We start from the raw sequence: 14,755 nt of genomic DNA, 5'->3' as shown, positions 1-14,755 counted from the left end.
AAACCGTAGTAAAAGATGCTTTGGCCTAAGATTTATTTTGGGGGCATTTATAAACTACCTCAGATCTAATAAAACTTTCTTTTAAATTTCACTTAATGATACAAATTAACTGCTAAATACTTTTATGTTAAACCGCGGTTCTTAACCATTAATATATCAATATTATCAAAGTTAATGATATCTTAAAGTCAATTCCAAACTTTAAAACTTAAATTCGCATGCTACAACATACCGGTATTTTAAATCAATTTTAATCTATAAAACCACAAATCATTCTAACGATGAAGTTTAAATTCAGTAATTTTTTATTTTGTTTTCTTTTTATTTTTCTAATTTCTTGTAGTGAAGATGACGATATAACACTAAACCCTGACGAGGACACGGAGAATTCAGATAATCCCGATGAAGTTGGCGAAGAAGACGGCGATGTATTAAACCTTAATTTTACAATTCCCGAAGAAATCACAGATTACTATAGTAATGTATCTTTTGAGGTAAGTGTAGAAGAATTAAAAGAAGAATTAATTACCCTCACTTCAACGCAGCATACTACAGTTTTGGAATACTGGCAACGTCACGATTACTTATATGACGCTACTGAAGATCCTAACAATCCCGATCATGTAGTTTTAGTATATTCTGGTGAAAGCAGACCTAAAGATCAATATGAATCGGGTAACAACGACAATAAAAATCAAACATTCAATACCGAACATGTTTATCCTAAATCTAAAATTAATGTTGAAATAGGTGAAGCTGATCTTCATAATTTTTATCCTGCAGATATTAGCATCAATTCAAACAGAGGAAACAGCCCATTTGTTTCTGGAGAAGGAACATTCTCCTCTAAGACTAACGGATGGTATCCTGGCGACGATTGGAGAGGCGATGTAGCAAGAATTGTAATGTATATGAGCATTCGCTATGACCAAAGCTTCGAGACCGTAGGGAATCTGGATTTATTTCTAGAATGGAATGCAGCAGATCCGGTATCTATTTTAGAGGTTCAAAAAAATAATGTAATTGCTGCAGCTCAGGGAAATCGTAACCCATTTATAGATAATCCATATTTAGCAACAGTGCTTTGGGGTGGTGATGATGAAGCTGTAAACACATGGACAACCGAATATAGTGGTCCGATTTCTGAAGAGTATACCGAAACTCCGGCGGAAGATAATGGTAATGACGGTGAAGAGGAAGAAGATAACACCGGTGGAGATAATGAAGGTAGTACGAATGCTGTTTTACTTTTTTCTGAATATGTTGAAGGTGGCGGAAATAATAAAGCGCTCGAAATACTAAACATTTCTCAAGAAACTGCTAATCTATCCGGGTATAGCATTCAAAAACAGGTAAATGGTAACGGAGAATGGAGTAATGAGCTTTCGTTATCTGGAACCTTAGCCCCAGGAGAAGTTTTAGTTATTATCAATTCACAATCAGATTTACAAAAACTATTGGATGAAGCGGACATTAGTCAGGGCGGTGCCCCAATCGATTTTAATGGGAACGATCCGGTAGGTTTATTTAAAGACGGAACGCTTATCGATATGATTGGAACCTCAGGAGGCGATGATTTTGCAAAGGATGTAACACTACGAAGAAAAGCTACGGTTACTGCTCCTTCAGCAACGTATAATAGTGACGAATGGGAATCATTCGAAAAAAATACAGTTGATAATATAGGAACCTATTAATTATAAGTTTTCTAAAATATATAAGCGTACCTAAATGGTACGCTTTTTCGTTAAATATAGTATTACGAACTAAAAAGAAAAGTGAGCCCCTCACCTTAAACATTAAACGCTAAAACACTTAAATAACTAGTAATCAAAGACATAAAACACCTCAATAATCTCTTAAACCAAAAAGCTAGAAAAGCCTTCCATAATTTAGCGGGAAGTTAAACGATATTATCGCCATTGGCAGGGCTAATAACTTTCAATATTCGGTTTAAAAAAGTAAATTTGCGCTTTCAACAACAACACAAAACTTCTTTAGGATGATCCTATTCTTCGGAACTCAAACCAATAAGGTTTATGCCGTGCAAACGGACAAACAGCTTTTAGCTGAAGATATTTCTAAATTAAACTGGCTTTTTGGAGGCGCGCAAAAATATAACGAATCTGCTTTGGCAGATTTTTTTGTTGGGCCACGTGCTGCGATGATCACTCCATGGAGTACCAACGCGGTAGAGATTACCCAAAATATGGGCATTGACGGTATTTTTAGAATTGAAGAATTCTATAAAATCGATGAGCTTTTTACCGATTTTGATCCTATGCTGTCTCAAAAATATTCTGAATTAAATCAGGATATTTTTAAAATTGACATTGAGCCTGAAGCTATTAAAGAAATTGAAGATATTGCAGCCTACAACCAGCAGGAAGGTTTAGCTTTAAATACTGAAGAAGTTGCCTATTTACAGGGACTAGCTGAGAAATTAGGTCGAAAATTAACCGACTCTGAGGTTTTTGGTTTTTCACAGGTAAATTCTGAACACTGTAGGCATAAAATCTTTAACGGAACTTTTGTTATTGATGGAGAAGAAAAACCTTCTTCCTTATTTAAAATGATCCGAAAAACTTCCGAAGAAAATCCTAACGAAATTGTTTCAGCTTATAAAGATAATGTAGCTTTTATAAAAGGTCCAAAATTAGAACAATTTGCACCAAAATCTGCCGATAAGCCAGACTACTATCAAAATACAGAATATGATTCTGTAATCTCTTTAAAAGCTGAAACGCATAATTTCCCTACTACAGTAGAGCCTTTTAATGGAGCGGCTACCGGTAGTGGTGGCGAAATCAGGGATCGTTTGGCCGGTGGTAAAGGTTCGCTGCCTTTAGCCGGAACTGCGGTATATATGACATCCTATAGCCGTTTAGCAGAAGACCGTCCATGGGAAAAAGCGATGGACGAGCGTAAATGGTTATATCAAACCCCAATGGATATTTTGATAAAAGCCTCTAATGGAGCTTCAGATTTTGGAAACAAGTTTGGCCAGCCACTAATTGTTGGATCTGTACTTACTTTTGAACATGAAGAGCACGGCAGAAAATTGGGATACGATAAAGTAATCATGCAAGCCGGTGGCGTTGGTTACGGTAAAGCAAGTCAGGCAAAAAAAGATATTCCAAAGAAAGGCGATAAAATCGTCATTTTGGGAGGTGAAAATTATAGAATCGGGATGGGTGGTGCCGCTGTTTCTTCTGCTGATACAGGAGAATTCAGTAGCGGAATCGAATTAAATGCCATTCAACGTTCGAATCCCGAAATGCAAAAACGTGCGGCTAATGCCGTACGTGGAATGGTGGAAGCTGAGGATAATCCAATTGTTTCTATTCATGATCATGGTGCCGGCGGACACTTAAACTGTTTAAGTGAATTAGTTGAGGATACCGGAGGTGATATTGATCTTGATAAGCTACCTGTGGGCGATCCAACTCTTTCTGCAAAAGAAGTTATTGGTAACGAATCCCAGGAACGTATGGGATTGGTAATAGGAGAGAAAGATATTGATACGCTTAGACGTGTTGCCGATAGAGAACGTTCACCAATGTATGATGTGGGTGATGTTACAGGTTCTCATCGTTTTACTTTTGAAGGTAAAGAGAGTGGTAAAAAACCAATGGATTTGGACCTTTCAGATATGTTTGGAAGTTCTCCAAAAACTATTATGAACGATAAAACGATTACCAGAAACTATGATAAACTGGTATACTCGTCTTCCAATATTCAGGAATATTTAAAGCAAGTTTTACAGTTGGAGGCCGTTGCTTGTAAAGACTGGTTAACCAACAAAGTAGATCGTTGCGTTTCAGGTAGGGTAGCAAAACAACAAACCGCAGGGCCTTTACAATTACCTTTAAACAATGTTGGGGTAATGGCATTGGATTATAAAGGTAAAGATGGAGTGGCAACTTCTATAGGCCACTCCCCTATATCGGCCTTGGTAGATCCTGTAGCTGGTTCTAAAAATTCTATTGCTGAAGCACTTACTAACATCGTTTGGGCTCCGCTTGAAAAAGGCTTAAAATCGGTTTCCTTATCCGCTAACTGGATGTGGCCTTGTAACAACGAAGGGGAAGATGCCAGACTTTATGAAGCGGTACAGGGTGTGTCGGATTTTGCCATCAGCTTAGGAATCAACGTTCCTACCGGTAAGGATTCGCTCTCGATGAAACAAAAATATAAAGATGGCGATGTCCTATCTCCGGGAACAGTGATTATCTCGGCAGCTGGTCACTGCGATGATATTTCTAAAGTCGTAGAGCCAGTTTTACAAAAAAATGCCGGCGCGATTTATTATATGAATTTATCACAGGATTCGTTGAAATTAGGAGGTTCTTCTTTTGCTCAGATCTTAAATAAAGTTGGAGACGAGGTCCCTACTATTAAAGATGATAAAAAATTCTCAGAGGCTTTTTACAATCTTCAGGGATTAATAAAGAAGGATATGATTGCTGCCGGTCATGATGTGGCTTCCGGTGGATTGATCACTACCTTGTTAGAAATGTGTTTTGCAGATCAGGAGTTAGGTGCTAACATCGATCTTTCAACTTTAGGCGAAAGCGATCTTGTAAAACTTTTATTCAACGAAAACAGTTCGGTTGTTTTTCAGGCATTCGACGATACTGCTGAAAAAGTTTTGGCAGAGAACGGAATCGAATACTTCAAAATTGGCGAAGTTTCAGAGAATGGTATCCTAACAATTAAAAATAGGGAAGAAACATTGAATTTTGATATTGCGGAATTACGTGATATCTGGTATAAATCTTCGTTTTTATTAGACCAAAAACAAAGCGGAAAAGAAAAAGCGGCAGAACGTTACAACAACTATAAAAATCAGCCACTTTCTTATAAATTCCCAACTAATTTTAGTGGAAAGCTTCCTGAAATAGATCAAAATAAGCCAAAAATTAAGGCGGCGATTATTCGTGAAAAGGGATCCAATTCTGAACGTGAAATGGCGCGTGCGATGCACCTTGCCGGTTTCGATGTAAAAGATGTGCATATGACCGACTTAATTAGCGGTCGTGAAACATTAGAAGACATTCAGTTTATTGCTGCAGTTGGAGGGTTCTCTAACTCTGATGTTTTAGGAAGTGCAAAAGGTTGGGCCGGTGCGTTCCTCTATAACGAAAAAGCTAAAACAGCTTTAGATAATTTTTTCAGAAGAGAAAATACCTTGTCGCTTGGAGTTTGTAACGGTTGCCAGTTATTTATCGAATTAGGATTAATAAATCCTGATCATGAAGAAAAACCGAAAATGTTACATAACGACTCGCATAAGTTTGAATGTAATTTTACTTCTGTAGAAATCGCTCAAAATATTTCGGTGATGCTGGGAAATCTTGCCGGTAGCAAATTAGGAATTTGGGCAGCACACGGGGAAGGTAAGTTTAGCTTTCCTTATCCCGAGGATAAATATAATATCGTTGGAAAATATGGGTTTGAAGGATATCCGGCTAATCCTAATGGATCAGATTTTAATACGGCAATGTTAACCGATGATTCTGGCAGACACCTGGTGATGATGCCGCATTTAGAACGTTCTACATTCTCATGGAACTGGGCATATTACCCAAAAGATCGTAAAGATGATAAAGTAACACCATGGCTTAGCGCATTTGAAAATGCAAGAAAATGGTTAGAAAATAAATAATCTTAGACTTAGAATTGTTAGTAAATATAAAAGGAGCTGATTTCTCAGCTCCTTTTTATTTAATACTAACTGCAAAATCTTAGTTTGAGATAAAATAAATCAACTCAGTTTATTATTTATTTGACTTATCCTGAAATATAGGAAACTCACTAAAAATTTGATTTATAAGTTCTTCCTGCGCTTTAAGATTTGCTGCGTTAACTATTGCTCCTGAAGTTTGCCCACTCCACACTAACTCTTTGGTTTTACTATCTACCAAATTAATATCAACAGCTCCTTCCTGATATTGATATGTATTTACATCGTAACCTGTAATTGGCCCGAAGTTAGCAAAACCGGGATAAAAGTAATTACTATATAGCGGACTTACGGCGGTCACCCCTGGGTCGTAAGGGTATGAAGCATACGCTGCATCAGTGTGTTGATTTTGTTCAATACTTGTGGTCGAATTGATAAGAACAAGTAAGTCGGGATTTTCAGTATCCAATGCATACCCTGCATTTTTCATATTCCTATTTACCGTTTCCAGTACTACTTTATTAATATCTTGATTACTCTCCATTTTAGCAGTATTAAAACCGGTATTCGGCAAATAAGCATAAGTTCGATAATTAGTCAGATCTTTTTCCTTAGGATTAGTGGTTTTTACCTGGCTACCACAATAAACAAATAAAAGGCTAAAAACAACAAGCCCTAAAAATTGGTTGGTTTTCATAGTTTTTATAGCCAATCTAATGAAGTACATACAGGAAAAGAAACATATTTCTGCTTTTAAACATATTTTAACTAATCGCTTAAATTATTGATACATAAAATAAATTATTCTTCTTATACTTTAAAAAAATCATAAATCAGCACTAAATTTTAGTTTCTTTTTTATTAATTTCATTTGAAATACTCTTATATTTTGCTATTTTGCAAGGTACTCTAATGATTACATTGATGAACGAGATAAAACGTCTTTTTGATTTTCCATATTATCAGCAGAAACATTTTCCGCTGGAAACCGCGCTAGCTACCAAGGTAAATGGCGAATGGGTAAAATTGTCTACCAACCAATACTTAGACCAGGCAAATAAAATTAGTAGAGGCCTTTTAAGACTTGGCATAAAACCCAATGATAAAATCGCAGTGATTTCTTCTAATAACAGGAATGAATGGAATATCATGGATATTGGTATATTACAGATTGGCGCCCAAAATGTACCCGTGTATCCTACAATTTCTGAACAGGAATACGAATACGTTATAAATCATAGCGAATCGATTTATTGTTTTGTTTCTGACAAAGAAGTATTGAATAAGGTAAATGCCATAAAAGAAAATACACATCTTAAAGAAGTGTACAGTTTCGATGAAATTGAAGCTTGTAAAAACTGGAAAGAAGTGCTTGATCTTGGTGAAGATCTCAGCAATCAGGACGAAGTTCAACAGCGTATGGACGCTGTAACTACTAAAGATCTTGCGACTCTAATTTATACCTCAGGAACAACAGGAAAGCCTAAAGGGGTAATGCTTTCTCACGAAAATATCGTAAGTAACGTTATAGGAAGCGCCCCACGTGTACCGTTCGATTTCGGGACCTATACCGCCTTAAGTTTCTTACCGGTTTGTCATGTTTTTGAACGTATGATTCTTTATTTATACCAGTATTATGCGGTTTCGATATACTTTGCAGAATCGATAGATATGCTTAGTGAAAATCTAAAAGAGGTAAAACCAAACGTGATTACTGCCGTACCCAGGTTACTGGAAAAAGTCTACGACAAAATTATAGCTAAAGGATCTTCTGCCGGAGGTATAAAAACGGCTTTATTTAATTGGGCCTTAAGCTTAGGGCATCAATATGAACCTTATGGAGCGAATGGATCATGGTATGAATTTAAACTTGGTATCGCACGTAAAATCGTATTTTCAAAATGGAAAGAAGGTTTAGGTGGTAATATAGAACTAATTGTTTCTGGTAGTGCGGCATTACAACCCCGCCTGGCCAGAGTTTTTGCTGCGGCAGGAATTCCTGTAATGGAAGGGTACGGACTTACTGAAACATCACCTGTGATAGCCGTGAACGATGAGAGAGATCATAATTTTAAAATTGGAACGGTTGGAAAACCTATAAAAAACTGCGAAGTGAAAATTGCAGAAGACGGAGAAATTTTAGCCAAAGGCCCAAGTGTGATGATGGGCTATTATAAAGACGAAGAAAAAACAAAATTAGTACTTACAAAGGATCATTATTTTCATACCGGAGATATCGGGGAAATTGATGCAGATGGTTTTTTAAAAATTACAGATAGAAAAAAAGAAATGTTTAAAACTTCAGGGGGTAAATATGTAGCACCGCAACTTCTGGAGAATATCATGAAGCAATCACAGTTTATTGAGCAAATAATGGTCGTGGGCGAAGGAGAAAAAATGCCTGCCGCCTTAATTCAACCCAATTTTGACTTTGTACGTGAATGGGCATCGCGTAAAAACATTGATCTTGGAGATAAAAGTGAAAAAGAAATTGCTAATAATCAATTGGTGATCGATCGCATTCAGCAGGATATAGATTTTTATAACAAAAATTTTGGTCACTGGGAACAGGTAAAAACTTTCAAATTAACCCCAGAGGTATGGACTGTTGAAGATGGTCACCTGACTCCTACCATGAAAGTGAAGCGAAAGAATGTAAAGGAAAAATATAGTGATCTTTATAACCTTATATACGATCATCAATAATTCAAAATAACATTTAATTTATTGAATAAAAATCCCCAATCAAGGGGATTTTTTTGTTTAGTCTAAAAATTAAAGTATAAATAATATAGTATTAACAAAATTTACATTTATTTATTATGCGCGCATAGTATATTTTTATTACATTTGGGAGGCTTGCACTTCAGAAGTACCCAAAAATTATCATCTTAACTGATTAAATCCTTCGGAAGGGAAAAATATGAAAGAAAAAACGATAGATTATGTTTTGAGAGCTACCTGGATGGCTGTTTCTAAAATGTATAATGAAGAAGCCGGCAAAGCCGGTAGTACTATGGCAACGGGTTTTGCTTTACTTAGTATAGATCCAGAAAAAGGTACTCCATCTACTTCTCTGGGCCCAAAAATGGGTATGGAGGCTACAAGCCTTAGCCGAATTCTAAGAACCATGGAAGATAAAGGTATAATCGTTCGTAAAAGAAATCCGGAAGATGGTCGTAGCGTTCTTATAAATCTCACAAATTTTGGTCTGGAAATGCGTAATTTCTCTAAAGGTGTGGTATTAAGATTTGATGAAGCCGTAAAAGAAAATGTTAGTGAAGAAGATCTTAGAACCTTCATCGAAGTAGCACATACGATAATGGAATTAATTAATAATAAAAAAATTTATAAACCTGAAACCTCAGCTAAATAATTATGAAGCGAACAATCAATAAAGTTGCTGTCATTGGATCAGGAATTATGGGTAGCGGTATCGCCTGCCACTTCGCCAATATTGGCGTAGAGGTATTACTGCTTGACATCGTTCCGCGAGAACTCAATGAAAAAGAGCAAAAAAAAGGACTTACCTTAGAAGATAAAGAAGTGCGTAATCGCATCGTCAACGATTCCCTTCAAAATTCTTTAAAATCCAAGCCCTCTCCTATTTACCATAAAGATTTTGCCAATCGCATAACCACTGGAAATTTAGAAGATGATATCGCTAAAGTTTCTGAAGCCGACTGGATTATCGAAGTGGTAGTAGAACGATTAGACATTAAAAAACAGGTTTTTGAAAAACTTGAAAAGCATAGAAAACCGGGAACTTTAATCACTTCCAATACTTCCGGGATTCCCATTAAATTTATGAACGAAGGAAGAAGTGAAGATTTTCAGAAACATTTCTGCGGAACACACTTTTTCAATCCGCCACGATACTTACGCTTATTCGAAATTATTCCAGGACCCAATACTTCAGGAGAGGTATTAGATTTCCTCAATGACTACGGAAAAAAATTCCTTGGAAAAAAATCGGTGATCGCCAAAGACACACCGGCCTTTATCGGAAACCGCGTTGGTATTTTCAGCATTATGAGTTTGTTCCATATGGTAAAAGATATGGATATGACCATTGAAGAGGTCGACAAGTTAACCGGACCGGTGATTGGTCGCCAGAAATCGGCTACCTTCCGTACTGTAGATGTTGTTGGTTTAGATACTTTGGTGCACGTTGCCAACGGTTTGTACGAAAACGTTCCAGAGGATGAAGCCCACGATCTTTTTGCACTACCAGACTTCATCCAAACAATGATGGATAACAAATGGTTGGGAAGCAAAACCGGACAAGGTTTTTATAAAAAAGAAAAGAAAGAAGATGGTTCCAGCGAAATCAAATCGCTTGATCTTGATAAAATGGAATTCCGTGATCGAAAAAGCGCGAAATTCAGTGTACTAGAGCAAACCAAAACCATCGATAAACTTAGCGATCGCTATAAAGTTTTAATTAAAGATGAAGGAAAAGCAGGGAAGTTTTACCGTAAAAACTTTTCAGCATTATTTGCTTATGCTTCCAACAGAATTCCAGAAATTACTGATGAACTCTACAAAATTGATGATGCGATGCAGGCCGGTTTTGGATGGGAACACGGTCCATTTCAGGTTTGGGATGCACTTGGTGTAGAAAAAGGAATTGAAATGATGAAAGCTGAAGGTTACGAGCCTGCAGCTTGGGTTTCAGAAATGGTGGATGCCGGTATTACTTCCTTTTATTCCGTAAAAGAAGGAAACACCTATTATTATGAAATCCCGAAAAAGGAACACGTAAAAGTTCCCGGACAAGACTCCTATATCATCTTAGATAATATTCGCGAATCTAAAGCCGTATTCCAAAATAGTGGCGTTGTCGTTGAAGATTTAGGTGATGGCATTCTAAATTTAGAATTCCGCAGTAAAATGAATTCTATTGGAGGTGATGTACTTGATGGAATCAACAAAGCAATCGATCTGGCTGAAAAAGAATACCGCGGACTGGTAGTGTCTAACGACGGAAAAAACTTCTCGGTAGGTGCTAATATCGGAATGATCTTTATGATGGCAGTAGAGCAGGAATATGATGAGCTGAATATGGCCATTAAATACTTCCAAGATACGATGATGCGTATGCGCTACTCCTCTATCCCTACCGTATCTGCTCCGCATAATATGGCGTTGGGTGGCGGTTGCGAACTTTCATTACACGCCGATAAAGTGGTGGCTCACGCCGAAACTTATATTGGTTTAGTGGAATTTGGTGTTGGGGTAATTCCCGGCGGTGGAGGTTCTAAAGAAATGACCTTAAGAGCTGCTGATACCTACCAGAAAGATGATGTAGAGTTGAACCGATTACGCGAAAATTTCCTTACTATCGGAATGGCAAAAGTATCCACCTCAGCTTACGAAGCTTACGATACCAATATTCTGCAAAAAGGAAAAGATATTGTGGTGGTGAACCGCGACAACCAATTAACCATTGCGAAAAAACACGCGCTATTAATGGCAGAGAATGGCTACACCAAACCAATTATGCGCAAAGACATTAAAGTTTTAGGAAAACAAGCTTTAGGAGCTTTTTATGTAGGAACCGATCAGATGAATGCCGGAAAATACATTAGCGACCACGATAAGAAAATCGCTAACAAACTGGCTTATGTAATGGCTGGTGGAGACCTATCGGAAGCTTCTTACGTAAGCGAACAATATTTATTAGACCTAGAACGTGAAGCTTTCTTAAGCCTTTGCGGAGAACGAAAAACTTTAGAACGCCTTCAGCATATGTTACAGAAGGGAAAACCGTTGAGAAACTAATATCCCCACCTAACCTCCCCAGAGGGGAGGGATTTAGATGAATATTGTTTAACTAAAAAAATACCTTTTGTTCTCCCCCTTTGGGGGAGCTAGAGGGGGAAAATATATGAAAACAGCATACATAGTAAAAGCATACAGAACCGCAGTGGGGAAAGCACCCCGAGGTGTGTTCAGATTTAAAAGACCAGATGAACTGGCAGCGGAAACCATCGAATATATGATGGACAAACTTCCGGAATTTGACAAAAATCGTATCGACGATGTGATCGTAGGAAATGCAATGCCCGAAGCAGAGCAAGGCTTAAACGTAGGTCGGTTAATCTCTTTAATGGGATTAAAAACCGAAGACGTAGCCGGAATGACGGTAAACCGCTATTGCGCTTCAGGCTTGGAAACCATCGCTATTGCTTCCGCTAAAATTCAAAGTGGAATGGCAGATTGTATCATCGCCGGTGGTGCCGAGAGTATGAGCTACATCCCAATGGGAGGTTACAAACCGGTTCCCGATTATAAACTGGCAAAAGAAGGGCACGAAGATTATTACTGGGGCATGGGATTAACTGCCGAAGCGGTGGCTAATCAGTACAAAGTTTCTCGGGAAGACCAGGATGAGTTTGCCTACAATTCTCACCAAAAAGCCATAAAAGCACAGGCAGAAGATCGTTTTCAAGATCAAATTGTTCCCATTACCATAGATCAGACTTATGTAGATGGCGACGGAAAAAAGAAAACCAAAAGCTATACCGTAACTAAAGATGAAGGACCACGTAAAGATACTTCTGAAGCCGTATTGAATAAACTTCGACCTGTATTTGCAGAAGGTGGAAGTGTAACTGCCGGAAACTCTTCACAAATGAGTGATGGCGCTGCTTTTGTAATGGTGATGAGCGAAGAAATGGTAAAAGAACTCAACCTTGAACCCATTGCCCGAATGGTGAGTTATACCGCGGTTGGTGTAGAGCCAAGAATTATGGGAGTTGGACCGGTTAAAGCAATTCCCAAAGCCATCAAACAAGCTGGGTTAAAACAAGATGATATTTCATTAATCGAATTGAACGAAGCCTTTGCTTCTCAGTCACTAGCGGTCATCCGTGAATTAGGATTAAACAAAGATATCGTGAATGTAAACGGCGGTGCGATTTCTATGGGTCATCCACTGGGTTGTACCGGAGCTAAACTATCTGTTCAGATTTTTGATGAAATGCGTAAACGCAAGCTTAACAATAAATACGCCATGGTCACGATGTGCGTAGGAACCGGACAAGGTGCTGCGGGAGTTTATGAGGTATTCTAATCCCCAACACCTAACCTCCCCTAAGGGGAGGAATTTAAATTGAGAACTAACAAAATGTTTAATATAAAAACCTATAACCTCCAATAGGTAGTTCCCCCCTTCGGGGGATAGGGGGATTAAAATGAGTGATACAACTGAACAAAAAGATATATTACGCGGTGGTCAATTCTTAGTAAAAGCAACCAGCTGCGACGATGTTTTTACTCCTGAAGATTTTAACGACGAGCAAAAGATGATGCGTGATTCTGTAAAAGAATTTGTAGATCGTGAAATCGTTCCACATAAGGAAAGATTCGAGAAAAAAGATTACGCACTTACGGAAGAAATTATGCAAAAAGCCGGAGAACTTGGTTTTCTTGGTGTTGCCGTACCCGAAGAATATGATGGATTAGGTATGGGATTTGTTTCTACAATGCTGGTTTGCGATTATATCTCGGGAGCTACCGGATCGATCGCTACCGCTTTTGGAGCACATACCGGGATTGGTACAATGCCGATCACATTGTATGGTACCGAAGAGCAAAAGAAAAAATATGTCCCAAAATTAGCCACCGGAGAATGGTTTGGTGCATATTGTTTAACTGAACCGGGCGCAGGTAGTGATGCCAATTCAGGGAAAACAAAAGCCGTGCTTTCTGATGATGAAAAATATTACAGCATCAGCGGACAAAAAATGTGGATTTCAAATGCCGGTTTTGCGAATGTGTTCATCGTTTTTGCACGTATTGAAGATGATAAAAACATCACCGGATTTATCGTAGAAAACGATAAAGAAAACGGAATCTCCTTTGGGGAAGAAGAAAAGAAATTAGGGATTCACTCCTCCTCTACCCGTCAGGTATTCTTTAATGAAACCAAAGTTCCGGTAGAAAATATGTTAGCGGATCGCGGTGAAGGTTTTAAAATCGCGATGAATGCCTTAAACGTAGGTAGAATTAAACTGGCAGCGGCTTGTTTAGATGCACAACGTCGGGTAACCGAAAATGCCGTCAAGTATGCTAATGAAAGAGTTCAGTTTAAAACACCCATTGCACAATTTGGAGCGATTAAACAAAAACTAGCCGAAATGGCAACTTCTGCTTATGTAGGCGAATCAGCTTCCTACAGAGCGGCTAAAAATATAGAAGACCGAATTCACCTTCGTATGGAAAGTGGAAATTCTCATTCTGAAGCCGAATTAAAAGGAGTAGAAGAATATGCAATTGAATGTTCTATTTTAAAAGTAGCCTGTTCTGAAGATATTCAGCATTGCTCCGATGAAGGAATTCAGATTTTTGGTGGAATGGGATTCTCTGCCGACACCCCTATGGAAGCGGCTTGGAGAGACGCTCGTATTTCAAGAATCTATGAAGGCACCAATGAAATTAACCGAATGCTTTCGGTAGGAATGCTCGTGAAAAAAGCGATGAAAGGTCACGTAGATCTTTTAGGACCTGCACAAGCGGTAGGAGAAGAATTAATGGGAATTCCATCTTTCGATAAACCTGATTATTCTGAATTATTTGCGGAAGAAAAAGAAATGATCAAAAAGCTGAAAAAAGTATTCTTAATGGTTGCCGGTAGTGCTGTTCAGAAATTTGGACCACAGCTAGAAGAACATCAGCAATTATTATTGGCTGCTTCAGATATTCTAATTGAAGTATATATGGCAGAATCGGCTATTTTAAGAACCGAAAAGAACGCGAAACGTTTTGGGGAAGATACCCAAAAAGAACAAATAGCAATGTCTCAGCTTTACCTTTATAATGCCGTTGAAAAAATCAACGCCAAAGCCAAAGAAGGAATTATTTCTTTCGCTGAAGGAGACGAATTACGAATGATGTTAATGGGATTAAAGCGTTTCACGAAATACGATAATTTCCCGAACGTCGTCAAATTAAGAACTGAAATTGCCGATAAATTAATCGCAGAAAATAAGTATTGTTTTTAAGTTGAGGTTTAGTTAAGTTTGATTTTTAAATTGAAAAAGAGCTGCCAATTGGCAGCTCTTT

8 protein-coding genes are annotated in these 14,755 nt (G+C 38.0%); 7 read left to right on the top strand and 1 reads right to left on the bottom strand.

Annotation, left to right across the window (positions count from 1 at the left end; translation table 11 throughout):
* Nucleotides 1–281: 281 nt before the first annotated feature.
* Together ZPR_RS22550 and purL are read left to right on the top strand one after the other, a co-directional pair.
* A complete protein-coding gene (locus tag ZPR_RS22550; protein WP_013071897.1) occupies nt 282–1,697 on the top strand; it encodes an endonuclease in 1,416 nt (471 codons plus the stop codon).
* 305 nt (nt 1,698–2,002) lie between these two features.
* The gene (gene purL, locus ZPR_RS11745; protein ID WP_013071896.1) at nt 2,003–5,668 is read left to right on the top strand and encodes a phosphoribosylformylglycinamidine synthase; all 3,666 of its coding nucleotides are present in this window, start codon (nt 2,003–2,005) and stop codon (nt 5,666–5,668) included.
* 112 nt (nt 5,669–5,780) lie between these two features.
* Here the strand turns inward: purL and ZPR_RS11740 are convergent, their stop codons facing one another.
* Nucleotides 5,781–6,383 carry a DUF4136 domain-containing protein gene (locus ZPR_RS11740; RefSeq protein WP_013071895.1) on the bottom strand — a complete coding sequence of 201 codons (603 nt, stop codon included), beginning with the start codon at nt 6,381–6,383 and terminating at the stop codon, nt 5,781–5,783.
* 227 nt (nt 6,384–6,610) lie between these two features.
* Here ZPR_RS11740 and ZPR_RS11735 point away from each other — a divergent pair, with 227 nt between their 5' ends.
* From ZPR_RS11735 to ZPR_RS11715, 5 genes are all read left to right on the top strand, one after another.
* Nucleotides 6,611–8,392: an AMP-dependent synthetase/ligase gene (locus tag ZPR_RS11735; RefSeq protein WP_013071894.1), complete on the top strand. Its 1,782-nt coding sequence runs from the start codon at nt 6,611–6,613 to the stop codon at nt 8,390–8,392.
* 217 nt (nt 8,393–8,609) lie between these two features.
* On the top strand, nt 8,610–9,062 hold the full coding sequence (locus ZPR_RS11730; RefSeq protein ID WP_013071893.1) for a MarR family winged helix-turn-helix transcriptional regulator: 453 nt from the start codon (nt 8,610–8,612) through the stop codon (nt 9,060–9,062).
* A gap of 2 nt (nt 9,063–9,064) precedes the next feature.
* Nucleotides 9,065–11,470 (top strand): 3-hydroxyacyl-CoA dehydrogenase/enoyl-CoA hydratase family protein, encoded by a 2,406-nt coding sequence (locus tag ZPR_RS11725; RefSeq protein WP_041578875.1) that lies wholly within the window; start codon nt 9,065–9,067, stop codon nt 11,468–11,470.
* Nucleotides 11,471–11,576: 106 nt separating this feature from the next.
* On the top strand, nt 11,577–12,764 hold the full coding sequence (locus tag ZPR_RS11720; RefSeq protein WP_013071891.1) for an acetyl-CoA C-acyltransferase: 1,188 nt from the start codon (nt 11,577–11,579) through the stop codon (nt 12,762–12,764).
* Between the two features lie 121 nt (nt 12,765–12,885).
* Nucleotides 12,886–14,694, top strand: a complete 1,809-nt coding sequence (locus ZPR_RS11715; RefSeq protein ID WP_013071890.1) for an acyl-CoA dehydrogenase family protein — start codon at nt 12,886–12,888, stop codon at nt 14,692–14,694.
* Nucleotides 14,695–14,755: the final 61 nt, after the last annotated feature.

It is taken from the genome of Zunongwangia profunda SM-A87 (genome assembly GCF_000023465.1).
GTDB classification, from domain to species: Bacteria; Bacteroidota; Bacteroidia; order Flavobacteriales; family Flavobacteriaceae; genus Zunongwangia; species Zunongwangia profunda.
The sequence above is the reverse complement of the archived record's forward strand: the minus strand, read 5'-3'. Positions and strand labels throughout refer to the sequence as shown.